The sequence below is a fragment of the Lentzea jiangxiensis genome (genome assembly GCF_900104175.1).
Classification (GTDB): Bacteria; Actinomycetota; Actinomycetes; order Mycobacteriales; family Pseudonocardiaceae; genus Lentzea; species Lentzea jiangxiensis.
Genome location: NZ_FNIX01000001.1, coordinates 571975 through 598089, shown reverse-complemented (window position 1 = coordinate 598089; position 26115 = coordinate 571975). Strand labels below are relative to the sequence as shown.

Sequence of the window (26115 nt, the reverse complement as noted above, 5' to 3'; positions counted from 1 at the left end):
TCTGAAGTTTCGAACCTGTTATCCGGCGCACATGTCGCGTTAGTTTCTTGGTGTTCCCCAGTTCATTCCCTGCCAGGAGGAACCCCATGGCTCTTCGGCGTCATGCCGCCGTCGCGGCGGCATCGGGCATCGCTTCCACGGCGGTGCTGACGCCCACCGCGGTCGCCGAGGAGGCGGTGCTGCCCGGAGCGGGCGCACAGGCGGCCGACGGCAGCCGCGCCGTGGTCCTGGAGGACGGCGCGCGCACCCTCCGGCACGCCTGCAGCAGTGCGCTGAACGCGTTGCCGAAGGTCTAGGTACTTGCCGTCGCCGCCTCCCTGCAGCGGCGACGGCCATCCTGGGCGCCCCTGATGAGCAGGCCGAATGCGGCTCGGCCGAGCGCATCGTCTCGACCTGGGGCGCTTGCGGTGGGAGTGGGAGTAGCGGCTACTCCCACTCCCACCGCACTCCGTAGATCCCGGGCTTCGAGTTCCGCACGTGGATGTGCGTCGACGCCGTCGTCCCGATCCACAGGTCGCTCAAGGCGGTCTCCGGCTCGTGCAGCGAAGGCCTCGCGAACTCGTAGCAGCGGGCCGGCACGGCGTCCGGGTGGAACCTGATCTGCAGCGTGTAGTCGTTGACGGGCCGCAGGAACCGCCGGTCGCAGACCTCGCTGTCCGCCCCCGGCCTCATCCGGACCGTGTAGTCGACCAGCGCCGTCTCGCCCGCCCTGAGCATCCGGTCGAAGAGGATCTCGGCGACGAGGAAGCCCGTCGAGTCCTCGCTGCGCACCCTTCCCAGCCGGCACGGCGGGCCCGCCTCGATCGCCGGCACCCCGAGGTCCGTGGCGTCGGCCAGCTGGATCGCGAGGAAGCGGTCGACGCCGTCCTCCAACGCCTGGATGACGCCGGTGCAGTGGTTGCGGACCTCACGGCGGTCCGGCCCGATGAACTGCCGGTCCTGCACGCTGAGGTACGTCGACGCCGTCGGCTGCAACCGGTCGATCCTCGCCATGACCTCGCCGAGGTCGGTGGCCCGCGAGTCCCACATGTCCTCGATGGACATCGACTGGTCGACCCAGCGCCCGCGCGGCCGCTTGTCGCCCAGCCGGTCGGTCAGGAATCCCTCGCCGAGGTCGAGCAGCTCCTCCAGGGCGGCGACGACCTTCAACGACTCGGGGCGCTCGGGCCGGCTGCGGCCGCGGCGCCAGTAGCTGAGCGTCGAGATGCTCACCTGCATGCCGCGCGCGGCCAGGTGGTGCTGGATGCGTTCGAGACTGAGGCCGCTGGTGTCGACGGCTTTCGTCAGGGCCTCGGCGAAATCCACCACGGGGTCACCGTACGGTCCCGCCCCTTCCGCCAACAGGCCCACACGACGGGTGCCGACACCACCGTCTCAATTGGTTCGTACGCCCCGACGCCACACCGAGTGCGTCAACGGAACCCCGGGACGGTACGCCAGATGCGTGATCGAGGGTGCGTCCAGCACGTGCAGGTCGGCTCGCGCGCCAGGCCTGATGACGCCGACGTCGTCCCGGCGCACCGCCCGCGCGCCACCGGCCGTGGCCGCCCACACCGCCTCCTCGACGGTCATCCGCATCTGCAGGACCGCCGTCGTCACGCAGAACGCCATCGACGAGGTGTACGACGAACCGGGGTTGCAGTTGCTGGCGAGCGCGACCGTCGCACCGGCGTCGAGCAGGGCGCGGGCGGGCGGCAGCGGCTGGCGGGTGGAGAGGTCGCAGGCCGGCAGCAGCGTGGCGACCGTGTCCGACGACGCCAGCGCGTCGACGTCGTCCGCTGACAGGTGGGTGCAGTGGTCGACGGACGCGGCACCGAGCTCCACCGCCAGCCGCACGCCGGGCCCCTCGCCGAGCTGGTTGCCGTGCACGCGCAGGCCGAGCCCCTTCGCCCCGGCCGCCTCCAGCACCGCCTTGGACTGCTCGTAGTCGAAGGCGCCCTTCTCGCAGAACACGTCCGCCCAGCGCACGAGCGGTGCGACGGCGTCGAGCATCTCGCCGCGGACCAGGTCGACGTAGGTGTCGGCGTCCTCGCCGGGCGGGACGAGGTGGGCGCCGAGGAACGTGACCTCATCGACGTGCTCGGCGGCGATGCGCGCGCTGCGCACCTCATCGGCCACGTTCAGGCCGTAGCCGGTCTTCGTCTCGACGAACGTCGTGCCCTGCTTCAGCGCCTCGGCGACGTGCCTGCGGACGACCTCGGACAGTTCCGCGTCGGTGGCCTGCCTGGTCGCGTCGACGGTCACCGCGATGCCGCCCGCGGTGTAGGGCTTGCCGGCCATGCGCGCGCCGAACTCGGCGGTGCGGTCGCCCGCGAAGACCAGGTGGGTGTGGCTGTCGACCCAGCCGGGCAGCACCGCGCGGCCCCCGACGTCGACCCGTTCGTCCGCGGCCGGAGCGCTCGCGGCGGTGCCCACCCAGGCGATCCCGGCGCCGTCGACGACCAGCGCGTCACCGGCGGACTCGCTGTTCGTGGTCAGCTCACCGATGCCGGTGATCAGCACGCTCATGCCCACAGCTCCTCGATCGCGGCCGCCAGCAGCCTGCCGACGTCTCCCAGGGTCTCGTGCACGCCACCGGAGGCGACCACCCGCCCGCCGACGACCACGGTGTCCACATCGGACGCCGTCGCGGACAGGAGAACCTGCTGCGGCAACGACCCCGCGGTGCGCGGCGTCGAACAGCTGATCGCCACGAGGTCGCAGGGCGCGCCGGGTTCGATGCGCCCGCCGTCCCAGCCGAGCGCGGAGTGGCGGGTGGCGGCGCCGAGCAGTTCCGCCGGCGAGAAACGGCCGCGCCGGCCCGTGCGGAGGCGTTCGCCGTGTTCGAGCGCGCGGCTCTCCAGCAACGGGTCGATCACCGCGTGCTGGTCGCTGCCCAGCGACAACGGGCTGCCCGCGTCCGCGAGCTCCCGCGCCGGGCCGATGCCGTCGGCCAGGTCGGCCTCGGTGGTCGGGCAGAAGCACGCGCCGGTGCCCGTGGCTCCGAGGGTCGCGATGTCCTCGGGCGTCAGGTGCGTGGCGTGCACCACCGTCGTGCGGGGCGAGAGCGCGCCTGCCTCGTGCAGCAGACCGGTCGGCGTGAGGCCGTACGCCGCGAGGCAGGCCTCGTTCTCGGCGGGCTGCTCGGAGAGGTGGACGTGCAGCGGTGCTTCCGGGAAAGCCTGCGCCACCACGGAGAGCTCGGCTCTGGGAACCGCTCTGACCGAGTGGATGGCGGCGCCGACCTTCAGCACGTCGTCGGACTTCAGCTCGGCGACCCGGCTCGCCCACGCCTCGGCCGTGCCGTCGGAGAAGCGCTGCTGCACCCCGGTGACGGGCTGGTCGATGCCGCCCGCCAGGTAGCACGCGTCGAGCAGCGTGAGCCGGAGGCCGGCGTCCTTCGCGGCTTCCGCGAGGGCGTGGCCGAACTCGTTGGACCTGTCGTGCAGGTAGTGGAACTCGCCCACGGCCGACACCCCGGCGAGCGCCATCTCGCCGTACACCGCGCGGGCCAGCCGGTAGTACGACTGCGGGGTGAGGCGCGACGCCAGGGCGTACATGCCCTCGCGCCACGTCCAGAACGTGCCTCCGCCGTCGTGCGTCCGGCCCCTGAGCGCGCGGTGGAACGCGTGCGAGTGGGCGTTCGCGAAACCCGGCACGACGATGCCGTGCAGCCTGCGCACCCCCAGCGGAATGGTGTCCACAGTGGACACACTGGCGATCTTGCCGCCCTCGACCCTGATCAGCACGCGTTCCGCGAGTCCGCCGGGCAGCCAGGCCCGCTCGCACCAGTAGTTCACGAGCCGAGGTGTTCGATCGTGGCGGCGAGGGCCTGGACGCCCTCGTCGACGTCGGCCTGCTCGGCGAACTCCTCCGGCGCGTGGCTCACCCCGGTGGGGTTGCGCACGAACAGCATCGCGGTCGGCACGTGCGCGGCGAGGATGCCCGCGTCGTGACCCGCGCCGGTCGGCAACGCCGGAACGCCGCCGAGCGCTCCCGCGATGTCGTCCCGGAGCGCCGCGTCGAAGTGCACCGTGTCGCCGTACGACTCCTCGGTGATCCGCAGTTCGCACCCCTCCTCCTCGGCGGCCCGACGAGCCGCCTCGGAGATCTCCGCGACCATCGCGCGGGTGCGCGCGTCGTCGCTGTCCCTGGCGTCCAGCCACACGTCCACGGTGGACGCGATGACGTTCGTGCCGCCGGGGTTGGGGACGATCCTGCCGACCGTCGCGCGGCCACCGCCCCTGGCGGCTCTCCGCGCCGCCAGGACGAGGTGCGAGGCCGGGAGCATCGGGTCGCGCCGGTCTTCGACCAACGTCGCTCCGGCGTGGTTGCCCTCACCCGAGAACGTGAAGCGCCACCGGCCGTGCGCGAGGATGCTGCTCGCCACCCCGACCGGCACGGTGAGGCCCCGGCCCTGCTCGACGTGCAGCTCGACGAACTGCCCGATGCGCCTCAGCGCCCGTTCGTCGCGGCCGACCAGGTCCGGGTCGTAGCCCGCGGCTTTCATCGACTCGGCGAGCGTGACGCCGTCCGGGTCCTTGAGGTTCAGGGCCTTCCGCGCGTCGATGGCGCCCGTCAGGAGGCGGCTGCCGAGGCACGCGACGCCGAACCGGCCGCCCTCCTCCTCCGCGAAGACCGTGATCGCGAACGGCCGTTGTGGCTGGAACCCCTTGGCCTGCAACAGATCGACGGCCTGCAGGGAGCTGGTCACGCCGAGCGGGCCGTCGAACGCGCCGCCGCCGGGCACCGAGTCGAGGTGGCTGCCGGTGACGAGGGCGTTGTCGCCGCGCTCGCCCCACCACGCCCAGAGGTTGCCGTTCCGGTCGGTCTCGACGTCCAGGCCGCGCTCGACGGCCTGCTCGACGAACCAGTGCCGGAGCTCGAGCTCGGGCTTGTCGTAGCCGTGGCGGGAGTAGCCGCCGCGCCGGGGGTCACGGCCGACGTCCGCGATCTGGTCGAGCATCAGCCCTCCATCGGGATGCGCACGCCCTTGTCGGCGGCCACCGTCTTCGCCTCGTCGTACCCGGCGTCCACGTGCCGGATGACGCCCATGCCGGGGTCGTTGGTCAGCACGCGCTCGATCTTCCGCGCCGCCAGCTCGGTGCCGTCCGCCACCGTCACCTGGCCCGCGTGGATCGACCGCCCGATGCCCACGCCACCACCGTGGTGGATCGACACCCACGTCGCCCCCGACGCCGTGTTGACCAGGGCGTTGAGCAGCGGCCAGTCCGCGATCGCGTCGGAGCCGTCGGCCATCGCCTCGGTCTCGCGGTACGGGGACGCCACCGACCCGCAGTCGAGGTGGTCGCGGCCGATGACGATCGGCGCGGACAGCTCGCCGGAGGCCACCATCTCGTTGAACCTGAGGCCGGCGAGGTGCCGTTCGCCGTAGCCGAGCCAGCAGATGCGGGCGGGCAGGCCCTGGAACTCGACGCGCTCCCCCGCCATCTTGATCCAGCGGGCGAGCTGCTCGTTCTCCGGGAAGAGCTCGAGGATCGCCTTGTCGGTCTTCGCGATGTCGGCCGGGTCGCCGGACAGCGCGGCCCAGCGGAACGGGCCCTTGCCCTCGCAGAACAGCGGCCGGATGTAGGCGGGCACGAAGCCGGGGAACGCGAACGCGCGGTCGTAGCCGCCGAGCTGCGCTTCGCCGCGGATCGAGTTGCCGTAGTCGAACACCTCGGCGCCGCGGTCCATGAACCCGACCATCGCCTCGACGTGCGCGGCCATCGACTTCCGCGCCCGGTCGGTGAACTCCTCCGGCTTCGCGGCGGCGTACTCCTGCCAGTCCTCCAGCGCGACGCCCACCGGCAGGTACGCCAACGGGTCGTGCGCCGAGGTCTGGTCCGTGACGATGTCGACGGCGACCTCGCGGCGCAGCAGCTCGGGCAGGACCTCCGCCGCGTTGCCCACGACACCGACGGACACGGCCTCACCGGCGGCCTTCGCGGCCAGCACGCGCTCGATCGCGGAGTCGAGGTCCGGAGCGACCTCGTCGAGGTAGCGGGTCTCCACACGGCGCTGGGCGCGGTGCGGGTCGACCTCGACGCACAGCGCGACGCCCTCGTTCATCGTCACGGCCAGCGGCTGCGCGCCACCCATGCCGCCGAGGCCCGCGGTGACCGTCAGCGTGCCCTTGAGGGTGCCGTTGAAGCGCTTGGTGGCGACCGCGGCGAACGTCTCGAACGTGCCCTGCAGGATGCCCTGGGTGCCGATGTAGATCCACGAGCCCGCGGTCATCTGCCCGTACATCGTGAGGCCCTCGGCCTCCAGGCGGCGGAACTCGGGCCAGTTCGCCCAGTCGGGCACCAGGTTCGAGTTCGCGATGAGCACGCGCGGCGCCCACTCGTGCGTGCGCATGACGCCGACCGGGCGTCCGGACTGCACGAGCAGCGTCTCGTCGGCTTCGAGGTTCCTCAGCTCGCGGGAGATGGCGTCGAACGACGGCCAGTCGCGCGCGGCCTTGCCCGTGCCGCCGTAGACGACGAGGTCCTCGGGACGCTCGGCGACGTCCGGGTCGAGGTTGTTGTGGAACATCCGCAGGGCGGCCTCGGTCGACCAGTTCTTCGCGGTCAGTTCGGTACCGCGGTCAGCGCGCACGGTGGTCATGACAGAGCTCCACTTCGGATCAGGGCCTCGGCGGCGGCGATCTCGGGGGCGAGGTGGCGGTCGGGGCCGGGGCCGGGGACCGTCTCGCGCAGCTTCGCCACGGCGGCGGCCGTCGCGGGGGCGGGCTTGAGGGGCCCGCGCAGGTCGAGCGCCCGCGCGGCGGTGAGCAGTTCGACCGCGAGGACGGTCGTGAGCCCGTCCACGGCCTTGCGCAGCTTGCGGGCGGCGGACCAGCCCATCGACACGTGGTCCTCCTGCATCGCGGAGGACGGGATCGAGTCGACGGACGCCGGCACCGCGAGGCGCTTGAGCTCGGACACGATCGCCGCCTGCGTGTACTGGGCGATCATGTGACCGGAGTCGACGCCGGGGTCGTCCGCGAGGAACGGCGGCAGGCCGTGCGAACGCGAGACGTCGAGCATGCGGTCGGTGCGGCGCTCGGCGATCGAGGCCACGTCCGCGAGCGGGATGGCGAGGAAGTCCAGCACGTACGCGACGGGCGCGCCGTGGAAGTTGCCGTTGGACTCGACGCGGCCGTCGGCCAGCACCACCGGGTTGTCGATCACGGACGACAGCTCGCGGTCGGCGACCGTCGCCGCGTAGGCCACCGTGTCCCGCGCCGCGCCGTGCACCTGCGGGGAGCAGCGCAGCGAGTACGCGTCCTGCACGCGGGTGCAGTCGGGTCCGCGGTGCGAGGCGACGATCTCGGAGCCGCGCAGGAACGCGAGCATCCGGGCGGCGGAGACGTTCTGGCCGGGGTGCGGGCGCAGCGCGTGCAGCTCGGGCTCGAAGACGCGGTCGGTGCCGAGCAGCGCCTCGACGCTCATCGCGGCGGTGAGGTCGGCGATGTCGAGCAGGCGGGTGAGGTCGGCGATCGCCAGCGACAGCATGCCGAGCATGCCGTCGGTGCCGTTGATCAGCGCGAGGCCTTCCTTCTCGGCCAGCCGCACCGGTTCGATCCCGGCTTCGGCGAGCGCCTCGGCGGCGGGGACGAGCTCGTCGCGCGCGTTGCGGACCATGCCCTCACCCATCAGCGCCAGGGCGCTCGCCGACAACGGCGCCAGGTCGCCCGAGCAGCCCAGCGAGCCGAACTCGTGCACGACCGGCGTGATGCCGGCGTTCAGCACCCCGGCCATCGCCTCCACGGTGGACAGACGAACGCCGGTGTGACCGGTCGCGAGCGTGCGCAGGCGCAGCAGCATCAGTGCGCGCACGACCTCGCGCTCGACCTCGGGCCCCGAACCGGCGGCGTGGGAGCGGATCAGCGACCGCTGCAGCTGGGCACGGCGGTCCGGCGGGATGTGCCGGACGGCGAGCGCTCCGAACCCGGTCGACACGCCGTAGGTGGGGCGTTCGGCCGTGGCGAGCTGTTCGATGTGGCCACGGGCGGTGGTGACCGCCTCGCGGGCGGCCGCGGTGATCTCCACCGGGGCCCCGTCGCGGGCGACGGCATGAACGTCCTCGAGGGTCAGAGGCTTCGGACCCAGCTCCACCGGTTGTCGCATGCAGACATCACAGCGCTCCGGGGCCGCCTCAGCGACCCCGGAGCGGATGATGGCGTCTGGGATGCCAGACGAGCTACCTCTTGCGGATCCAGCTCGTGTCGGCTTTGAGCAACTCGACCTGGTTGACGGCGGCGACCAGCTCGTCGACGGGCAGGTCACCGGTCGCGATGATCCAGACGTCGCCGTCCCGCACCACGACGTCCCCGTTCTCGACGAAGCCCTGCTTGCCGCGGACGGAGACGGGCGTCCGGGAACCGCCGAGCTGCGGGGTTCGCGGCGACACCTGCACCCTGGCGGGGGTGTCCGCACGGGCGACCCAGTCCGCCGGTCCGGTTCCGCCCACCCGGGCCGCCGGCTGACCGTTCAGCCGGAAAGCGGGCTGGTAGGCGAGCTTGGCGTCGGCCCTCACCGAGTCGGCCACGCGCAGCGCCGTCTCCCGCACGTCCCCCACCTCGCGCACGCTGACGAGGACGACGTCCTGGGCCTTCCACGCCACCGTGGCGGTCTGGCCCTCGACCCGCAGGTGGCCCTTCAGCCCGCGAACCGACACCTCCTGCCAGCCGGTGGTGTCCGGGTGGTCCGGGGTGCTGCCGACCGAGACGGACGGGCCGCCACCGTCGCCGGCGTCCACCGGGGCGTTCGACGGCACCCAGACGCGCGCGGACAGCCCCCCGCTGACGCCGCGGGCACCTTCGACGAACCCGTCCGGCAGCCAGTGGGGCGCGTACTCGAGGGCGATGCCTCCCGCAGCGTCCGGGACGAGCGCGGCGGCCGCGTCACCGCCCGTCGGCGGCGCGTACCTGTCGCTCGCGACGAGCCCGCCGAAGACCAGGACCGCGACGGCGGCGACTCCGGCCGTCGCGATCAGGAAGATGTTGTTCCGCTGCCGCTTGTGCTTGCGCCGCAGGGCGTTGAGCGTCGGTCCCGGGTGCGGGGTGCGTTCGGCGAGCTTGCCGAGCGCGTCCTTGATCAGCTGTTCGGTGTCGTTCACGACAGGCCCTCCCCGAGCCGCAACCCGACACCAGCGGGCTCCGGCGTGTGTTCCATGCGGAGTGTGGCCAGCGCACGTGAGATGTGGCTGCGCACGGTTCCCTCGGCACAACCGAGCATCTGTGCGATCTCCGAGTCCTCGTAGTTCTCGTAGTAGCGCAGGACGACCGCGGCCCGCTGTTTGCGGGGCAGCTTCGCGATCCGCTGCAACATGGCTTCCCGCTCGTCGTAGTGGTGGGTCGTGTCGCGGACGGGCGGGGTGACGGACTCCAGGGTAGTCATGCAGAGGGCGACGTCCTTGGCGGCCCTGCGCCGGCGCCACGAGAGGTACTCGTTGGTCACCATGCGCTTGACGTAGGCGTGAGGGAGGTCGACTGAACCGATGCGGTCCCACTTCTGCTGCGCGCGCAGCAGGACTTCCTGGACCACGTCCTGGGCCAGGTGCGGGTCGCACGTGAGCACGGTGGCGTAGCGCAGCAACGGGGTCACCTGGTCTGCCACGAAGTCATCGAAACTCGGTGTCAATCCCGACCCCCTTCAAAACCGTCACACCCCTAGGACGCAGCTCGGGGCTGTTCTGTTGAGTGTGCCCTGATGGAGGAACGGCGTGGGCTGGATCACATGGGAAAATCACCCCGTGGGCAGCAGCAGCGACGTTCCCGCGCTCCGGCGAGGGCTGGCGGTCCTCCGGCTGCTCGCGGGCAGACCGGGGCCCGTCTCCGCGGCATCGGTCGCGCGGGAGCTGAACCTGCCCAGGTCGACGACCTACCACCTGCTCTCGGAACTCACCGAGGCGGGCTTCGCGACCCACTTCCCCGAGGAGAAGCGCTACGGCCTCGGCGTCGCGGCGTTCGAGCTCGGCTCCGCCTACCTGCGCCACGACCCGCTGGAACGCCTGGCCCGCCCGTTGCTCCGCAAGCTCGCCGACCGCATGGAGAAGGTCGCCCACTTGGGCGTGCTGCACGGCGCCGAAGCCCTGTACCTCGTGCGCGAGCAGCCCCGCCAGCCGCAGTCCATCGTCTCCGACGTCGGCGTCCGCCTGCCCGCGCACCTCACCGCCTCGGGCCGCGCGATGCTGGCCCACCTGCCCCCGGCCCAGGTCAGGGCACTGCTGCCGTCGGTGGCGGCGTTCGTCGACCGGACCGGCCGAGGCCCGCACAACCTGCCGGCGCTGCGCAGGCTGCTCACCCGGGAACGCCGCCAGGGCTGGGCCGTCGAGGACGGCTTCGTGACGGCCGGGTTCGCGTCGGTGGCGGCGCCGGTGTTCGACCACGGCGAGCGGCCGATCGCGGCCATCACCCTGACGTTCCGGCACCTGTGCGACACGCCGTGCGGGCAGACGTGGCCCGACCTCGCCAAGGAGGTCCGCAAGGCGGCGGAGGAGCTGACGGTGCGGATCGGCGGTCACGCGGCGTCGGGGTAACTGCTCCGGCGAGCCGCCACGGGCCTGCTTTCATGGTGGGCATGGGGGAAATCGACATCGAAGAGCTCGACATCGCCGATGCCGCCGAAGCCGACCAGCGCGCCCTGTTCGACCTGCAGGTCGCCTGGTGGACGACCGCCCTGCCGTCGCGAGAGCTGCCGGAGTTCAGCGGGTGGGTGCGCAGGCAGCGGACGCCGGAGATCGGCTGGGGCCGTTCGCGGTTCCTGGTCGCGCGGGAGCGCGGACGGGTCGTCGGGTACGCGCGCGGCTACCTGCCGACGGGCGACAACGCGCATCTCGTCACGGGCGAGGTCGTGGTGGACGAGCGGCGGCGGGGCAAAGGCATCGGCACCGCGTTGCTCCGGCACGCCGTGCGCCTGGCGGACCGCGACACCGCCGAGGCCTCGTGGGTTCCCCGGGGCGGTGAGGGCGAGCGGTGGGCAACCGCCAGGGGCTTCGCCGTCGTCAGTTCGCTCACCCTGCAGGACCTGGTGCTCACCGGCCCGCTGCCCGAGCCGGGTGAGGTGCCGGCCGGCTACCGCCTCGCGCACTGGACAGGACGGGCTCCGGAAGCCCTGCTCGACGCGTACGCCGACGCGCTCAACACCACGAAGGACCAGCCCATGGGCGACAGCGCGATCGAGCTGACCACGTACACACCGGAGCGGGTGAGGCAGGAGGAGGACACCCTGTCCGCAGCCGGTGTAGACGTGTGGGTCGTCCTCGCGCTGTACGGCGACGAGGCTGCCGGAGTGACGGTTGTGCACCGCACTCTCTCGCGGCCTTCCATTGGCCACCAGCGCTACACCGGCGTACTTCCAGCCCATCGCGGCAAAGGCATCGGCCGGTTGGTCAAAGCGCACCTGCTGCGCCGGCTCACCGGCATCGAGATCGTCGAGACCGAGACGAACAGCACCAACGAGCACATGCGGCGGATCAACCACTCGCTCGGCTTCACCGACCGGATCACCACCGTTGACCTGTGCGCTCGCACGGCTGATCTCGCGCTGTAGGAAACAACGACGGGGCGGACACCCGGAGGTGCCCGCCCCGCCCTTCGCACGACGTCAGATGCCCGCGCCGGCGAGCCACTCCTTGGCGACCTTCTCCGGCTCCGGCTTGTCCGGTCCGGCCAGCTTCTGGTTCAGGTCCAGCAGCGTCTTCGTGTCGATCTTCCTCGAGATGGCGTTGAGGGTGTCGCGGACCTGCTGCGACGCCTTCTTCTCGTTGATGAGCGGCAGCACGTTCTGCGCGGCGAAGACGTTCTTCGGGTCTTCCAGGACCACGAACTCGTTGGCCTTGATCGCGTAGTCCGTGGTGAACAGGTTGGCGGCCTGCACCGTGTTGTCCTTCAGCCCGGCGACGGTCACGGGACCGCCGACGTCGAGGGACTTGAACTCCTTGAACTCGCAGTTGTACTTCGCCTTGAGACCCGACAGGCCGTCGGGGCGGTTCTGGAACTCCGGCGGGCCGCCGAAGGCCAGGTCCTTGCAGTACGGCACGAGGTCGTCGAGCGACTTGAGGCTGTACTGGGCCGCGATCTGCTTGGTGACGACGACCGCGTCCTTGTCCTCCGCAGCGGACTTGTCGAGCACGACCAGGTTCTGCGGCAGGGCCTTCTTGAGCGCCGCGTACACCTCGTCGGAACCGACCTCGGTGGCGTCCTTGTTGATGTGCTTGAGCAGCACGCCCGTGTACTCGGGGATCAGGTCGATCGAGCCGTCCTGCACGCCCTTGTAGTACAGCTCGCGGTTGCCGATGTTCAGCTTCTTGGAGACCTTGACGCCCTTGGCGGACAGGGCTTCCGCGTAGATCTCCGCGAGCAGGCGGGACTCCGGGAAGTTGGCGGAGCCCACGACGATCGTGTCCGTCGGGGCCGGCTCGTTGTTGCCGCTCCCGGCCAGCGGATCTCCACCGCACGCCGACAGAAGCATGACCGCGGCGACTGCTGTCGCGATGCGCTTCATCTCTTTCCTCCGGTTCCTGCTGGACGCAGCCCTGGCGAGACCGTCAGCCGCTGCAGGCCGGCGAACCCCAGGTCGACGAGAACGGCGAGCAGTGCCACGAGCACCGCGCCGGCGAGCATCTGTCCGAACTCCTGCAGGGCGAGGCCGTCGAAGACGAACCTGCCGAGACCACCGGCGCCCGTGTAGGCGGCGATGGTGGCGGTGGCGACGACCTGCAGCGCGGCGCCGCGGAAACCGCCGTAGATCAGGGGAAGCGCGTTCGGGATCTCCACGTTGAGCAGCACGCCCGACTCGCGCATGCCGACGCCGCGCGCGGCGTCGACGGCCATCGGGTCGACCGCGCGCACGCCGGCGTACGTGCCCGCCATGATCGGCGGCACGGCCAGCAGCACCAGTGCGACGTAGACCGGGAAGTCGCCGAGGCCCGCCCACAGCACGACGAGGATCAGCACGGCCGTGGTCGGCAACGCGCGCAAGGCGTTGGAGAGCCCGACGATCGCGAACCCGCCCCTGCCGGTGTGGCCGACGAACGCGCCGAGGGGGATCGCGATCACCGCGGCGATGAGCAACGTCAACAGCGTGTACCCGAGGTGTTCCAGCAGCCGCACCGGGATCCCGGTCGGGCCGGACCAGTGCGCGGGGTCGAAGAGCCAGGCGCCCATTCAGCTCACCTCCCCGCCCGTGCCCACGGCGTGAGCAGTCGTCCGATGAGCAGCAGCAGGCCGTCCGCGAGCACCGCCAGCACGACCGTCCCGATGAGGCCCGCGAGGACCTTCTCGGTGTGGTCGGTCTGGTAGCCCTCGGTGAAGAGCTGGCCGTAGCCGCCGAGCCCGACGAGCGCGCCGACGCTCACCATGCTGATGTTCGACACGGTCGCGACCCGCAGGCCCGCGATCGTGACCGGCAGCGCCAGCGGGAAGTCGACGGTGAGGAAGCGCCGCAGCGGGCGGTACCCCATCGCGTTCGCGGCGGCGATCACGTTGCCCGGCACCGCCGCCAGCGCGTCGCTGACCGAGCGGACCATCAGCGCGACCGTGTAGATCACCAGCGGCACGATGACGTTGATCTCGTCGAGGATCTTGACGCCGATCAGGATCGGCGTGATCACGATCAGCGCGATCGACGGGATCGTGAACAGCACGTTGGCGAGCGGGAAGAGGACCGCGCGCGCCTTGGCGGACCGGCTCGCGAACCACCCGAGCGGGATGGAGAGCGCGAACCCGGCCAGCACCGGCACGATCGAGAGCCGGAGGTGCACCGCGGTGACTTCCCAGAACCTCTCCCAGTTCTCGAGGATCCAGGTCACTTCGGGACCTCACCCGCCGCGCGGGCCTTCGCGAGCGCCTGGATCACGTCGTCCGCCTTCACCACACCGGTGACGGCGCCGGCGTCGTCGACCACCACGCCGAGCGCGGACGGCGAGCTGAGCGCCGCGTCGAGCGCGCCCCGCAGCGACGAGCCGTCGTAGAGGGAGCCACCGGAGACGAGGTCGTCCTCACCCACCTCGACCTCACCGTCCACTCCGGACAGCCAGCCCTTCGGCCGGTTCTGCTCGTCGACGACGAGCGTCCAGTCGGCGACGGTGATGCGCTCACCGAGCTTGGCCGTGGCGACGGGGTGCACGGGCACGTCGGCGTGCAGGAACGTCAGGGTGCGGTAGCCGCGGTCCCTGCCGACGAACGAGGCGACGAAGTCGTTGGCGGGCGCGCTGAGCAGCTCCTGCGGCTTCGCGTACTGCGCGAGGTGCCCGCCCTTCCGGAACACCGCGACGCGCTCGCCGAGCTTGAGCGCCTCGTCGATGTCGTGCGTGACGAACACGATCGTCTTGTCGAGTTCCGCTTGCAGGCGCAGGAGTTCGTTCTGCAGGTCCTCGCGCACCACGGGGTCGACGGCGCTGAACGGCTCGTCCATCAGCAGCACCGGCGGGTCCGCCGCCAGCGCGCGGGCGACGCCGACGCGCTGCTGCTGGCCGCCCGAGAGCTGGGCCGGGTAGCGCTTGCCGAACGCCGGGTCGAGCCCGACGATCTCCAGCAGCTCGGCCGCCCGCGTGCGCGCCCTGCGCTTGTCCCAACCGGACAGCAGCGGCACGGTCGCGACGTTGTCGAGCACCGTCCGGTGCGGGAAGAGGCCCGCCTGCTGGATGACGTACCCGATGCCGCGCCGCAGCGTGGGCGGGTCCACGGTCAGGACGTCCCTGCCGTCCACGAGGATCGTGCCCGACGTGGGGTCGATCATGCGGTTGACCATGCGCAGCGACGTCGTCTTGCCGCACCCGGAGGGGCCGACGAACACCGTGATGGTGCCCGCCTCGACCGTGAGGTCGAGCTCGTCCACAGCGATGGTCCCGTCCTCGAACCGCTTGGTTACGGCCCGGAACTCGATCACCCTTCGGATCCCTCCGGTCGCGACGGCCTCCCCGATTCGGACCGCCCTGGATGCAGATCCCACTGACCTTAACTCGTTCGGCGTACCCCGGCACAACGTTCCACGATGTGGCAGGCCGTATGGTTTACCGCTTGTGACGATCGACCAGGTTCGGCAGTTGGTGGCGGAGCGCGGTGTGCACGCCCGCAAGCTTCGCGAGGTGTTGTCCCTGCTCAGCGAGGACTGGCACCCGCTGGCGGAGCTCGTGCGCCTGCCCGCGGTACCCCGCCGCACGGTGCAGGACCTGCTCAAGGCCCTGGGCGACGACGCCGAAACTTCAGGTGATCGTCACCGCCTCGCCCCCGGCCTGGTCGCGGCCTACCGCGCGGAGTTCGGCGTCTCCGGTGTGAGGGACCACACGGACGTGCTGCGGCAGATCCTCGTGGACGTCGCGGACGTCCCGCCGCCGCTGTCCTCGTTGGACCACGTCCAGGCGACGGCGGAGACCGCTCTCAACCGCGCGGTGTGGCTGAACTCCACCTACGACCTCGCGGGCAGGCGCCTGCTGTGCCTGGGCGACCACGACCTGACGTCGCTGGCCGTCGCCGCCGTCAACCCGCAGGTGTCCATCACGGTGGTCGACCTCGACGAGCGGCTGCTGGAGTTCATCGACTCACGGGCCCGGGCGCGCGGTCTCGACGTCCGGACCCTGCACTGCGACATGCGTTTCGGGCTGCCGACGTCGGTGCTCGAGTCGTTCGACCTGGTCTTCAGCGACCCTCCCTACACGCCGGAGGGCATGGGCCTGTTCGCCGGGCGCGGCGTCGAAGCGCTGGAGGACATCGCCTCGGGCCGCTTGCTGCTCGCTTACGGCTTCTCCGACCGCACCCCCGCGCTGGGCCTGAAGGTCCAGCAGGAACTGCAGAAGCTCGGGCTGGTCTTCGAGGCGATCCTGCCCGCGTTCCACCGCTTCGACGGCGCGCAGGCCATCGGTTCCGCGGCGGACCTCTACGTCTGCCGACCCACGGGCCGCCGCGCGGTGACCGGTGGCACGCGCATCTACACCCACGGCGCGCAGTCCGTGGAGTCCTCCGGCCCGTCGAAGGAAGCCCTGGCGGCCCTGTCGGAACTGGCTCCCCGCCCCGAGTCCTCGCCGCCGCCCAAGCCCCGCGCGGCCGGGTGGGCCGAGCCCGTCGGCAAGGGCGCGGCGTCGCTCGCCGTCGACCTGTCCGCGGACCCGGGACCGTGGCTGCTGCGCACGTTGCTCGCCTCCTCGCCCGCACGCCTGGCGTGCCTGGTCGCGAACAACCACCCCGCGGTGTCGTCGGAGGCGGGGCAGAAGGAACTGCAGGAGCTGGTGGCGACCCGGTTCAAGCTGAAGTTCCTGCGCAACAACCCGGACGGCAAGACCACGATCGTCGTCGCCGACCAGGTCCTCACCGGCACGCTGTCGCTCGGCGAGCGCACGGTCCGCGAGGTTCTCATGAAGGCGCACGGCAAGCTGCGCAACGTGTGGCGCGAGGCGTTGATCACCGCGTCGCAGGGCGTGCTGACCAAGCGGCAGGCGGCCGAGATCGTGGACAACGCCCCGGTGGCGTCCGACGACCTCGACGTGAGGCTGGTCGACCTGCCCAAGCACCGCATCGCGGCGCTGCTGCCGGAGATCTCAGCCAGCGCGGGGTATGTGGAGCGGCCCGAGGGCTAGCACGGCGCGGAACTCCTTGGGCGGCACCGGACGCGAGAACAACCAGCCCTGGTACGCGTCCACGCCGACACCGCGCAGCACGTGGAACTGGGTCGCGGTCTCCACGCCCTCCGCCACGCACTTGCGGCCCATCGCCCTGGCCATGTCCACGACGGCGCGGGCGACGGCGAAGTCCGAGGAGTCGTTGCCCACGCCCGAGACGAACCGGCGGTCCACCTTGATGATCTGCGCCGGCAGGTCCTTCAGGCGGGCGAGCGACGAGTAGCCGGTGCCGAAGTCGTCCACGGCGAACTGCACGCCGCGCTTCACGAGCTCGTCCATCGACTGGCGCACGCGGGAGGGCAGGTCGACGAACGCGGTCTCGACGAGCTCCAGCACCACGCGTTCCCACGGGACGCCGGACTCCATGATCGCGGTCGACACGATGTCGACGAACTCGGGATCACCGGGCACGAGGCCCGCGAGGTTCACCGCCACCGAGACCGGGCGGCCGTCCGGCGCGGGCCACGTCGAGGCCTCGCGCAGCGCCGTCCGCAGCACCCAGCGGTCCAGCTCGCGCATCAGGTCGCCCTGTTCGGCCACCGGCAGGAACACGTCCGGCGGCAGCAGGCCGCGGTCCGGGTGCGGCCAGCGCACCAGCGCCTCGGCGGTCAGCACGGCGCCGTCCACGCCGACGACCGGCTGGAAGTGCAGCGCCAAGCCGTCGTGCTGCAGGGCGTCGCGGAGCTGGCCCTCGAGGTGCACCTGGCGGTCGGCGGACGCGATCAGCGCCGCCGAGGCCAGCGACACCCGTCCGGCGCCGGCGCGCTTCGCCTCGAACATGGCGGCGTCGGCGAACCGCAGCAGGTCGGCGCCGTTGGCGCGCGAGCCGTTCGGGACGGCGGCGCCGATCGAGGCGGAGACCCGGACCAGTTGGCCGTGCACCGGAACGGCGGTGCGCAGCAACGACGCCACCCGGGTGGCCAGCGCGTCCACGCCGCCCACGGCCTCGATGTCCTCGGAGATGATCACGTACTCGTCGCCGGACAGGCGTGCCGCGGTGCAGCCGTCGGGCAGGCCTCCCTCCAGCCGGCGCGCCAGGGCGACGAGGAGCTCGTCGCCGGCGTCGTGGCCGAGGGAGTCGTTGACGCGCTTGAAGTTGTCGATGTCGCAGAAGAGGACGGCGACCTTGGACCGGTTCGGTCCCTCCAGCGCCTTGCCGAGGATCTCCTTCACCAGGGCGCGGTTCGGCAGGCCGGTCAGCTCGTCGTGGGTGGCCTGGTGGCGCAACGCCTCGGCGGCGCGGCGGCGCTCGGTGATGTCCAGGAACACGATGAGCCAGAAGCGGCGGCCGTCGTCCTGCACGGACAGCGCGATGTGCAGCTCGCAGTAGACCTTCTCGCCGTCGGGGCGGACGAGGATGCGCTGCGGGATCTTCTGCGTGCGCTCCGCGGCCCACTGCAGGCCGGGCGACGTGTCCTCGGGGTGGGTGAGCTGTTCGGCGGTCATCCCGCGCAGCTGCTCCAGCTCCATGCCCAGCAGGTCGCACAGCGCGTCGTTGGCGTCGACGAGCCGCTCGCCCTCGTCGAACAGGCCGATGCCGACCGGGGTGACGGAGACGAGGTCGGTGAAGCGCTGCGAGGAGCGCTTCATGCGGGCCTCGGCGGCGCGCTGCTCGGTGACGTCCTGGGCGGTGCCGACGGCGAGCTGCTTGCCGTGCGCGTCGTGGACGATCATGCCGTGGCAGCGGAAGATGCGCGTCGAACCGTCGTGCGGCCGCACCACGCGGTGTTCGCACTGGACGGCGACCTCGTCGACGGCGAGCTGGCGCCACAGGTCGTCGACCCAGGCGCGGTCCTCGGGGTGCACGAGGTCGAGGTAGTAGTGGTAGCTGCCGTCCACGTCGGCGGGGATGCCGTAGAGGTCGCGCAGCATGTCCGACCAGACGACCTCGCCCGTCGACGGGTTCCACTCCCACATGCCGAGGCGGGCGGCCTGCTGCGCGTCCGCCAGTCTTCGGCGGTCCTCGCGCATCTGGCGTTCCAGCGCCCGCGCCTCGGTGACGTCCTGGATGGTGCCGTGGTAGCGCTCGATGCGGCCGGACGGCGCGATCTCGGCGCGGGCGCGGCACATGTAGACGCGTTCGCCGATCTCGCTGCGGACCTCGGCCTCGACCGGGGCGTCGTCCTTGGCGTGCAGCAGCTGGTGGCGCAGTGCCTTGACGGCCGCGCGGTCGTCCGGGTGCACGCCGCTGAGCAGGTCGTCGTCGGGCGTCATGCCGAGCTCGGCGAACATCTCCATCAGCACTTCGCTGCGGTGCACTGCGCGCGTTCCGGTCTCGTACGCCCAGCTGCCGATGCGGGCGATGCGCTGCGCCTCCAGCAGCCGCGCCCGTTCCTGGGCGAGCTCGGTGGCCGCGCGCTTCGACTCGGTGATGTCGCGGATGTAGCCGGTGATCTTGTCCAGGGCGCCCGCGTCGTCCAGCCGCGCCTCGGCGACACCGCGGATCCACCGCAGCTGGCCGTCCGGGCGCACGATCCGGTACTCGATGTCGATCGGGTCGCCGGTGATCTCGCGGCCGTGCCAGTACGTCTCGACCATGTGGTAGTCGTCGGGGTGCACGACGTCGAGGACGGCCTGCGCCCCCGGCACGACGGTGGCGCGGTCCACGCCGAGCAGTTCGTAGTGGGTGTCCGACCAGACGGTCATGCCGGTGCGGGGGTCGAACTCCCAGGAGCCGAGCTCCGCGACCCGCTGCACCTTGCGCAGGCGGCGCTGCTCGTCGCGCAACGCGTCCGCGGCGGCCGAGAGGTCGGAGACGTCGATCAGCAGGACGGCCTGCAGGCCCGTTCCCGCAACGGCGTGCCGCGCCACGCGCACCGGCAGCTCGCTGCCGTCCACACGGCACAGCCGCAGGTCGGAGGTGTTCCCGAGGAGCAGCTCACCGAGCGGGTGCCCGACGAGGTCGTCGGCCCCCTGCGCTCCGGCCAGCTCCACGGCCGCGGGGTTCGCCTGCATGACGACGCCTTTGGCGTCGACGAGCAACGACGGCGCGTCGGGCATTGTCAGCCCGTCGAGTGTCATCGGAGGTTTGTCGGCCGCCCGTGCACGGCCGTTCACCACCGTCGCGCGTCCCACCCACTTGGGCACCGCCCCACCCTCTCCCGCATTAGCCGCCCGCGGCAATTCGAGTGGACACGACAACGGCACCCGAACGGCGGCAAACACGAACCCTCTCCTCGGGTGTTCACCCGAGGAGAGGGACGGTAGCGCTTCGAAGCGTCATCGCCCACCCCTGCAAGGGTTAACGAAAAGCCACGTTCGTGGTTCCGGTCCTCGCGAACTTGCACATGGGTGGCGAATGCAAGGCCCTTGATCAGGGCCTGATCAGGCGACTCCGTCGGCCTTCGCGGCCACGGCCACAGCCGCCGCGACCTCGGGTCCGACGCGCGGGTCCAATGCCGAGGGAACAATTCGGTCTGGACCCAAATCATCTTTCGCGACGGCGAGAATGGCATCCGCGGCGGCGAGCTTCATGCCTTCCGTGATCCGTCGCGCACCCGCGTCGAGAGCCCCGCGGAAAATGCCGGGGAACGCGAGCACGTTGTTGATCTGGTTCGGGAAGTCGCTGCGGCCGGTGGCCACGATCGCGGCGTGCCGGGCGGCGACCTCCGGGTGCACCTCGGGGTCCGGGTTCGACAGCGCGAAGACGATCGAGCCGGCCGCCATGCTCGCGATCAGGTCCTCGGAGACCCGGGAGGACGACACGCCGATGAAGACGTCCGCGCCCCGCAGCGCCACGTCGATGCCGCCGTCGAGGTTCGCCTTGTTCGTGACCGCCGCGATCTCCTCCTTGACCGGGTTGAGACCGGCGCGGCCCGCGCGGACGATGCCGCGCGAGTCGAGCAGCGTGATGTCACCGGCACCGGCGGCGAGGAGGATCTTGGCGATCGCGATGCCCGCGGCGCCCGCACCGGAGATGACCACCCGCTGGTCGCCGATGTTCTTGCCGAGGACGGTGTTCGCGCCGTTGAGCGCGGCCAGCGACACGACGGCCGTGCCGTGCTGGTCGTCGTGCATGACGGGGCAGTCGAGCGCCTCGATCAGCTTCTTCTCCAGCTCGAAGCAGCGCGGCGCGGAGACGTCCTCGAGGTTGACCGCGCCGAACGACGGGCGCAGCCGGACGAGCGTCTCGACGATCTCGTCCACGTCCGTCGTGTCCAGCACGAGCGGGATGGAGTCGAGGCCACCGAACGTCTTGAACAGCGCGGACTTGCCCTCCATGACGGGCAGCGACGCGCTCGGGCCGATGTCGCCGAGGCCGAGCACCGCGGTGCCGTCGCTCACGACGGCGACCAGGCGGTGTGCCCACGTGTACTTCGCGGCCAGGGAGGCGTCGCGGGCGATGGCCTGGCTCACTCGTGCGACACCGGGGGTGTACGCGATGGACAGCGCCTTCGGGTCAGCGAGCGAGGCGGTCGCGCCGACCTCGAGCTTCCCGCCCAGGTGCGCGTTGAAGATCTCCTCGTCCGTCAGCGTCGTCGGATCGGAGTTCTCGGTACGGGCTTCGTTCACTGCTGTCACGGCGTCCCTCCTGCGGTGCGGGCGGCGTAGTGGCCCAACGTGGGCTCATCACCAAACGGCGCACCGTCCCAGCGTTGTCACGCCGAGTACACGGGGCCTTGAAACTCGGTCGACGACCTCCGACGAGTTGCGTCGGAGAACTGTCCGAGTGCTGCGGGTGACGGGAAGTGTGGCAGGGTCCCGCCTCTCTGTCTGCGGCGGGGATCACACTTTTTCCGCAGGTCAGAGGGCATTTAGCAAGACGTCCGTCCGGTTTTCTGAACCGACCGGTCAGTTTCCGCTGGCAGGAAGCACCCGATCGGTCAAGAAAGAATGACGCCTTAGAGTGACGACATGCTGGCGAGTTCGCTGAAAATTGACGGCGCGTTGGAGTTCACCCCCCGCACGTTCCCCGACGACCGCGGCGTGTTCGTCTCGCCGTACCAGGAGGCCGCCTTCGTCGAGGCGGTCGGGCACCCCCTGCGGGTCGCGCAGACCAACCACAGCGTCTCCCGCGCGGGGACGATCAGGGGCATCCACTACGCGGACGTGCCGCCCTCCCAGGCCAAGTACGTCTTCTGCCCGCGCGGCTCGTTCATCGACGTGGTCGTCGACATCCGGGTTGGCTCCCCCACCTTCGGCCAGTGGGACGCGGTGCTCGTCGACTCGAAGAAGTGCAACGCGGTCTACCTCGCCGAAGGCCTCGGCCACGCGATGATCGCGCTCGAGGACGACACGACCATGAACTACCTCTGCTCCACGGTCTACACCCCGTCCGGCGAGCACGGCCTGACCCCGCTCGACCCGGCGCTGGACCTGCCGTGGCCGCGCGAGTTCGAGTTCCTGCTCTCGGAGAAGGACACCGCGGCCCCCACCCTGTCCGAGGCCTACGAGGCCGGCGCGCTGCCTCGCTACGAGGACTGCCTCGCCTTGTACGCGTCTCTCAAGGCCTGAGAGTCGGCCTCGGCCATAGTCGAGCTTTGACGACTCCGAGCACCTTCGCAGGTCCGAGGTGTTCGGAGTCGGTGCTCGCGAACGGGTTGTCTCCCACCACGTGCCACCCCCCGTCCACTTCGTGGGAGGCGCGCTTGATCGACAACTGCCCCGGCCGACTGTCCCACCGGACCAGCACGATGTCGTTCGGATGAGGCTTCGCACCCCACCTGACCAGCACGATGTCGTCGTTCCTCAGGGCAGGCACCATGGACGGCCCCTTGACGAGCACCGTCGACAGACGCGGTCTCAACGATCACCTTTCGCTCGGCCGGAGTAGTGTTCCTACCTGTCGGAGCATCCACTGTTTTCACTCTGGGAGGAACGATGCGACTCGTGTCGCGCATTCTCCGCCCGCGCGTCGAGGCGACCGCGCATTGCGACCTGCCCTGCGGCGTCTACGACCCCGCTCAGGCCCGCATCGAGGCCGAGTCGGTCAAGGCGGTCCAGGAGAAGTACCAGGCCAACGAGGACCCGGAGTTCCGGGAGCGCGCCGTCCTGATCAAGGAGCAGCGCAGCGAGCTCGTCAAGCACCACCTGTGGGTGCTGTGGACGGACTACTTCAAGCCGCCGCACTTCGAGAAGTACCCCGAGCTGCACGACCTCTTCAACCGCGCCACCAAGGCCGCGGGTGCGTCGGGCACCAAGGGCTCGATGGACCCGGCGACGGGCCAGCAGCTGCTGGACCTGATCGCGCAGATCGACAAGATCTTCTGGGAGACCAAGCAGGGCTGAGTTCAGAGCCTTGTAAACGACGCTGACCAGCGAAAACCTTGTTCGTCGGTCAGCGTCGTTTGTCGTCCTTTAGGGTTGCTCGACGGCCCCCAGACGGCCCAAGTTAGTCCTATTTGGATGATCGCCGCCGCGCGCCGAGGCATGTCTCCGGGATGGCCGGCAAGCGCTCACATCAACCAGACCGATCCCTGGACCTCCCCGTCTGCATAGATCAGTGATGCGACTGAGACCGCGCAGTGCGACTGCCCTACCGCGGACGTACGCCCGACCCGTTCAGGTGCGCCAGTCAGCAGATGATCACAGTGCGCGATCGGGATACCATCTCGTCAGCGCCCTCAGCAAGGGCCAGGGTCGCGTCGGCCTAAAGGTGGGAGCAGGCGATCGTGAGTACGCCGTACGATCAGGGCAAAGCCGCACTTGATGAACTCATCGACTGGGCGGCCGAGAACGTTGCGGAAGTCCAACGCAACGAAGCAACGACGCGGCTGCAACTTATTGATCAGCTTCTTACCAAGGTCCTCGCTTGGCCGCGAGCACAGATAGAAGCCGAAACGGCGTATGAAGGAAAGTACGTTGACTACGCCATTGGCCGACCCTTTACTCGACTAATTGTCGAGGCCAAACGAGAAGGTTCATACTTCTCGATCCCAGCAGGGCTGACTTCCTCGATCCAGCGACTAAGCAACCTCACCGATGGCAAGGCTGGCGAACCGCTCAAGGCCGCCGCAGAGCAAGTGGCTGGCTACTGCGCATCCCGTGGAGTGTCCCTCGCGGTGGTATGCAATGGCCTGCAAATAGTCGCCTTCCTCGGCGTACGAACGGACGGAGTTCCGCCACTAAAAGGTAATGCGCTCGTATTCCCCAGCCTCTCCGCCATGAGAGAGAACTTTCGCCTCTTTTGGGACAATCTTTCCAAGCCGGGGATTGAGGCGCGAAACCTGCATGTCACCCTGAAAGAGGGCGGCAAGAAGTCTGCACCTGCACCACTCTCTGCATCCATTCCGCACTACCCCGGAATAAAGCGCAGAAATGATATTCAAGTAGGACTTCAAATCCTGGCCGAACTCTTCCTTGAGGATCTAACGCGAGCAGCCGAGCTTGAGGAAGAGTTTTTGCGGGCGACCTACGCCACAAGCGGCGCCCTATCACAATACGCCATGCTCAGTAAGCAGATCCTGGAGAACAGATACTCGCTGCTCCATGAATCTGACTCTAACTTTGAAACCGAACCTGCGGCAGCCCGCGGAGGGCAGATCAGCCCGAACCTCGCAGGTGACATCCTTGCATCGGGACTCAGCAAACGCCCTATCATTCTCCTTGGCGACGTAGGCGTCGGCAAAACAATGTTCATTCGACATCTGGTCAATGTAGACGCGAAAGAAGTATTTCAGCAGTCGGTAGTGTTCTATGTCGATTTTGGGCAGAAGTCGGCGCTCATGTCAGATTTGCGCGAATTCGTCATCGAGGATGTAATTCGACAGTTCCGCGAGAAGTACAACATTGACATCAACGATCGAAAGTTCGTTGAAGCAGTTCATCACGGTGCACTAAATCGATTCGACAAGGGAATCTACGGAGAGCTTCGCGAAATTGATGAAGTTGCCTATCGACGCGAACGTCTCAGCCACCTTGCACGCCTAACTTCGGACAGCGCATCTCACCTCCTAGCCTCCATGGAACATCTTCGTGGAAGCATGCAAAAGCAGATAGTTATCTTCCTGGACAACATCGACCAACACGCGTCAGAACTCCAGGAGCAGGTCTTCCTTATCGCCCAATCGCTCGCTAGCGAGTGGCCCGCAACAGTGTTTGTTTCTCTCCGTCCAGACACATTCTATCGATCCAGGAGCGAAGGGACGCTTTCGGCGTACCAGCCACGCGTCTTCACGATCGCACCGCCCCGCGTGGACGTCGTCCTGAAGAAGCGAACCAGCTTCGCCCTCGACGTACTCAAAGATCCATCGATTCTTCCAAGCTTCAACTCTCAGGTCACACTCGAATCCGACTCCCTGACCGCCTGCCTTGAAGTTCTCCTGAACAACTTCGAGAATAACGAGAATCTCGTCAGGCTTATCGATAATTTGTCCGCAGGGAATACCAGACTCGCATTGAGCTTCGTATCGTCCTTTATCGGCAGTGGTCACGTTGACACCCGGAAGATCGTTGATATTTACAGCCAGAGTGGCCACTACACGATCCCACTGCACGAGTTCCTACGGGCAACAATCTACGGCGACTACGAGCACTACGAGCCTGAATCGTCACCGATTGCGAACGTCTTCGATATATCTGAGCCTGACGGGCGAGAGCACTTCTTGCTTTTACTTCTTCTTGCATACGTTGAGACATCTGGCGACAGGGCAGGAACCGAAGGCTTTGTTTCCAGCGATGATGTCTACACATACGGTCAACAAAGCGGGTTTAGCGCCGATCAGATTGCCTGGGCCGTAGAGAGGGCGGTGCGCAAAGGAATCTTGGAGCGGTCCCCTCGCGCACGCAATGTGAGTGGAGTCGAACACATCCGAGTTACGTCGGCCGGAGTCTATACCGCTCGGGTGCTCGCAGGAATGTTTGCGTACCTCGATGCCGTTGTGGTCGATACGCCGATAGTCGATGACGCTTACAGGAGACTCATTTCCGACGCACACTCGATCATGGACAGGCTCCGCAGAGCAGGTCATTTCCGGACATATCTGGATAATCAGTGGCGCACGGTGGAATCCTCGGTTTCCAACCCATCTCTAAATTGGCGGGAGCAGAGCACGCGCCTCGGGAACGAGATAGCGAGAATTTCAGATCGACTTCAATAGAACGAGTCGCACTGATGCCGTTTTACGGTCTTCACCCTCACGCATAGAATCTTGCCCGCAGGCCCGGCCTTTACTCCAACACCGAACAGCGGATTAGCTACGAAGTTCCATCGTGCGGCGTTCCGAGCACGAGCATTCAGGTGGTTGACCTGCAGGTCTATCCGCCGAGCCGTTTCGTGTCCCGCGACTGTCCCGCCGGCCGTGACTGTCAGCCAGGAACTCAATGATCTGCGCGGGTCGTGGCCTGAAGATTGGAGCGGACCCCTGCTGTTGTCGGGTGGTCAGGCCCCAACACCCGCTCGCAGTCGGTGAGGGTGGCCTCGTACAGCGGGACCGCTCGCCCCAGATCACCCACTGACTGGTAGGCGTAAGCCAGGTTGTTCCGCGACATCAGCGTGCTGGGGTGGTCAGGCCCCAACACCCGCTCCCGATCGGTGAGGGTGGCCTCGTACAGCGGGACCGCCCGCCCCAGATCACCCACCGACTCGTAGGC

The 26115-nt window shown here is 69.2% G+C and carries 23 protein-coding genes; 7 read left to right on the top strand and 16 right to left on the bottom strand.

Annotated features, from left to right (window positions below; genetic code table 11):
• The first annotated feature begins 86 nt into the window (after positions 1–86).
• Positions 87–296, top strand: coding sequence for a hypothetical protein (locus BLQ91_RS41020; protein WP_176959544.1), 210 nt, complete (start codon positions 87–89; stop codon positions 294–296).
• A gap of 130 nt (positions 297–426) precedes the next feature.
• Here the strand turns inward: BLQ91_RS41020 and BLQ91_RS03130 are convergent, their stop codons facing one another.
• From BLQ91_RS03130 to BLQ91_RS03095, 8 genes are all read right to left on the bottom strand, one after another.
• Positions 427–1308 (bottom strand): hypothetical protein, encoded by an 882-nt coding sequence (locus BLQ91_RS03130; RefSeq protein ID WP_143022501.1) that lies wholly within the window; start codon positions 1306–1308, stop codon positions 427–429.
• Between the two features lie 66 nt (positions 1309–1374).
• The gene (gene hutI, locus BLQ91_RS03125; RefSeq protein ID WP_090095948.1) at positions 1375–2508 is read right to left on the bottom strand and encodes an imidazolonepropionase; all 1134 of its coding nucleotides are present in this window, start codon (positions 2506–2508) and stop codon (positions 1375–1377) included.
• Positions 2505–3779 carry a formimidoylglutamate deiminase gene (locus BLQ91_RS03120; protein ID WP_090095008.1) on the bottom strand — a complete coding sequence of 425 codons (1275 nt, stop codon included), beginning with the start codon at positions 3777–3779 and terminating at the stop codon, positions 2505–2507. Before BLQ91_RS03120 ends, hutI begins: the two co-directional genes overlap by 4 nt.
• Entirely contained in the window at positions 3776–4945 is a 1170-nt protein-coding gene (locus tag BLQ91_RS03115) for an allantoate amidohydrolase (protein WP_090095007.1), read from the bottom strand. The genes BLQ91_RS03120 and BLQ91_RS03115 overlap by 4 nt, the downstream gene beginning before the upstream one ends.
• Positions 4945–6588, bottom strand: coding sequence for a urocanate hydratase (gene hutU / locus BLQ91_RS03110; RefSeq protein ID WP_090095006.1), 1644 nt, complete (start codon positions 6586–6588; stop codon positions 4945–4947). Before hutU ends, BLQ91_RS03115 begins: the two co-directional genes overlap by 1 nt.
• A complete protein-coding gene (hutH, locus tag BLQ91_RS03105; protein WP_090095005.1) occupies positions 6585–8093 on the bottom strand; it encodes a histidine ammonia-lyase in 1509 nt (502 codons plus the stop codon). Before hutH ends, hutU begins: the two co-directional genes overlap by 4 nt.
• 73 nt (positions 8094–8166) lie before the next feature.
• Complete coding sequence (locus tag BLQ91_RS03100) at positions 8167–9084, bottom strand: hypothetical protein (RefSeq protein WP_090095004.1); 918 nt, start codon at positions 9082–9084, stop codon at positions 8167–8169.
• Positions 9081–9608 (bottom strand): SigE family RNA polymerase sigma factor, encoded by a 528-nt coding sequence (locus BLQ91_RS03095; RefSeq protein ID WP_090095003.1) that lies wholly within the window; start codon positions 9606–9608, stop codon positions 9081–9083. The genes BLQ91_RS03100 and BLQ91_RS03095 overlap by 4 nt, the downstream gene beginning before the upstream one ends.
• A 112-nt stretch (positions 9609–9720) precedes the next feature.
• Here BLQ91_RS03095 and BLQ91_RS03090 point away from each other — a divergent pair, with 112 nt between their 5' ends.
• Both BLQ91_RS03090 and BLQ91_RS03085 read left to right on the top strand, forming a co-directional pair.
• Positions 9721–10506, top strand: a complete 786-nt coding sequence (locus BLQ91_RS03090; protein ID WP_090095002.1) for an IclR family transcriptional regulator — start codon at positions 9721–9723, stop codon at positions 10504–10506.
• Positions 10507–10547: 41 nt separating this feature from the next.
• Positions 10548–11519 (top strand): GNAT family N-acetyltransferase, encoded by a 972-nt coding sequence (locus BLQ91_RS03085; RefSeq protein WP_176959543.1) that lies wholly within the window; start codon positions 10548–10550, stop codon positions 11517–11519.
• Between the two features lie 54 nt (positions 11520–11573).
• Here the strand turns inward: BLQ91_RS03085 and BLQ91_RS03080 are convergent, their stop codons facing one another.
• The 4 genes from BLQ91_RS03080 to BLQ91_RS03065 are packed head-to-tail and all read right to left on the bottom strand — an operon-like array spanning position 11574 to position 14858.
• Positions 11574–12473, bottom strand: a complete 900-nt coding sequence (locus tag BLQ91_RS03080) for an ABC transporter substrate-binding protein (protein WP_090095000.1) — start codon at positions 12471–12473, stop codon at positions 11574–11576.
• Complete coding sequence (locus BLQ91_RS03075; RefSeq protein ID WP_090094999.1) at positions 12470–13135, bottom strand: ABC transporter permease; 666 nt, start codon at positions 13133–13135, stop codon at positions 12470–12472. The genes BLQ91_RS03080 and BLQ91_RS03075 overlap by 4 nt, the downstream gene beginning before the upstream one ends.
• A 5-nt stretch (positions 13136–13140) precedes the next feature.
• Positions 13141–13779 carry an ABC transporter permease gene (locus BLQ91_RS03070; RefSeq protein WP_090094998.1) on the bottom strand — a complete coding sequence of 213 codons (639 nt, stop codon included), beginning with the start codon at positions 13777–13779 and terminating at the stop codon, positions 13141–13143.
• Positions 13776–14858 carry an ABC transporter ATP-binding protein gene (locus BLQ91_RS03065; protein ID WP_090094997.1) on the bottom strand — a complete coding sequence of 361 codons (1083 nt, stop codon included), beginning with the start codon at positions 14856–14858 and terminating at the stop codon, positions 13776–13778. Before BLQ91_RS03065 ends, BLQ91_RS03070 begins: the two co-directional genes overlap by 4 nt.
• Positions 14859–14991: 133 nt before the next feature.
• On the opposite strand from BLQ91_RS03065, the gene BLQ91_RS03060 reads away from it, so the two are divergent.
• On the top strand, positions 14992–16542 hold the full coding sequence (locus tag BLQ91_RS03060) for a bis-aminopropyl spermidine synthase family protein (protein WP_245733046.1): 1551 nt from the start codon (positions 14992–14994) through the stop codon (positions 16540–16542).
• Here BLQ91_RS03060 and BLQ91_RS03055 read toward each other — a convergent pair.
• Positions 16504–19671 (bottom strand): bifunctional diguanylate cyclase/phosphodiesterase, encoded by a 3168-nt coding sequence (locus BLQ91_RS03055; RefSeq protein ID WP_245733044.1) that lies wholly within the window; start codon positions 19669–19671, stop codon positions 16504–16506. The genes BLQ91_RS03060 and BLQ91_RS03055 overlap by 39 nt on opposite strands.
• A gap of 237 nt (positions 19672–19908) precedes the next feature.
• The gene (locus BLQ91_RS03050) at positions 19909–21105 is read right to left on the bottom strand and encodes an NAD(P)-dependent malic enzyme (protein ID WP_425412404.1); all 1197 of its coding nucleotides are present in this window, start codon (positions 21103–21105) and stop codon (positions 19909–19911) included.
• Positions 21106–21438: 333 nt separating this feature from the next.
• On the opposite strand from BLQ91_RS03050, the gene BLQ91_RS03045 reads away from it, so the two are divergent.
• A complete protein-coding gene (locus BLQ91_RS03045) occupies positions 21439–22038 on the top strand; it encodes a dTDP-4-dehydrorhamnose 3,5-epimerase family protein (RefSeq protein WP_090094994.1) in 600 nt (199 codons plus the stop codon).
• Here BLQ91_RS03045 and BLQ91_RS03040 read toward each other — a convergent pair.
• Positions 22028–22309 carry a S24 family peptidase gene (locus tag BLQ91_RS03040; RefSeq protein WP_281199302.1) on the bottom strand — a complete coding sequence of 94 codons (282 nt, stop codon included), beginning with the start codon at positions 22307–22309 and terminating at the stop codon, positions 22028–22030. The two genes, BLQ91_RS03045 and BLQ91_RS03040, sit on opposite strands and share 11 nt — an antisense overlap.
• A 95-nt stretch (positions 22310–22404) precedes the next feature.
• Between BLQ91_RS03040 and sodN the strand changes: the two genes are divergently transcribed.
• Entirely contained in the window at positions 22405–22812 is a 408-nt protein-coding gene (sodN, locus tag BLQ91_RS03035; RefSeq protein ID WP_065916284.1) for a superoxide dismutase, Ni, read from the top strand.
• Between the two features lie 383 nt (positions 22813–23195).
• The gene (locus tag BLQ91_RS40070) at positions 23196–25622 is read left to right on the top strand and encodes an ATP-binding protein (RefSeq protein WP_143022500.1); all 2427 of its coding nucleotides are present in this window, start codon (positions 23196–23198) and stop codon (positions 25620–25622) included.
• Between the two features lie 220 nt (positions 25623–25842).
• On the opposite strand, the gene BLQ91_RS03030 is transcribed toward BLQ91_RS40070, so the two are convergent.
• A partial coding sequence (locus BLQ91_RS03030) for a tetratricopeptide repeat protein (RefSeq protein ID WP_143022556.1) occupies positions 25843–26115 on the bottom strand: 273 nt, incomplete at its 5' end.

Bases quoted from the DNA above. Each gene is read 5' to 3' on its own strand.
- hutU (WP_090095006.1), bottom strand. From the start codon at position 6,588: ATGACCACCGTGCGCGCTGACCGCGGTACCGAACTGACCGCGAAGAAC.
- hutI (WP_090095948.1), bottom strand. From the start codon at position 2,508: ATGAGCGTGCTGATCACCGGCATCGGTGAGCTGACCACGAACAGCGAG.
- hutH (WP_090095005.1), bottom strand. From the start codon at position 8,093: ATGCGACAACCGGTGGAGCTGGGTCCGAAGCCTCTGACCCTCGAGGAC.
- BLQ91_RS03075 (WP_090094999.1), bottom strand. From the start codon at position 13,135: ATGGGCGCCTGGCTCTTCGACCCCGCGCACTGGTCCGGCCCGACCGGG.
- BLQ91_RS41020 (WP_176959544.1), top strand. From the start codon at position 87: ATGGCTCTTCGGCGTCATGCCGCCGTCGCGGCGGCATCGGGCATCGCT.
- sodN (WP_065916284.1), top strand. From the start codon at position 22,405: ATGCGACTCGTGTCGCGCATTCTCCGCCCGCGCGTCGAGGCGACCGCG.
- BLQ91_RS03080 (WP_090095000.1), bottom strand. From the start codon at position 12,473: ATGAAGCGCATCGCGACAGCAGTCGCCGCGGTCATGCTTCTGTCGGCG.
- BLQ91_RS03085 (WP_176959543.1), top strand. From the start codon at position 10,548: ATGGGGGAAATCGACATCGAAGAGCTCGACATCGCCGATGCCGCCGAA.
- BLQ91_RS03115 (WP_090095007.1), bottom strand. From the start codon at position 4,945: ATGCTCGACCAGATCGCGGACGTCGGCCGTGACCCCCGGCGCGGCGGC.
- BLQ91_RS03045 (WP_090094994.1), top strand. From the start codon at position 21,439: ATGCTGGCGAGTTCGCTGAAAATTGACGGCGCGTTGGAGTTCACCCCC.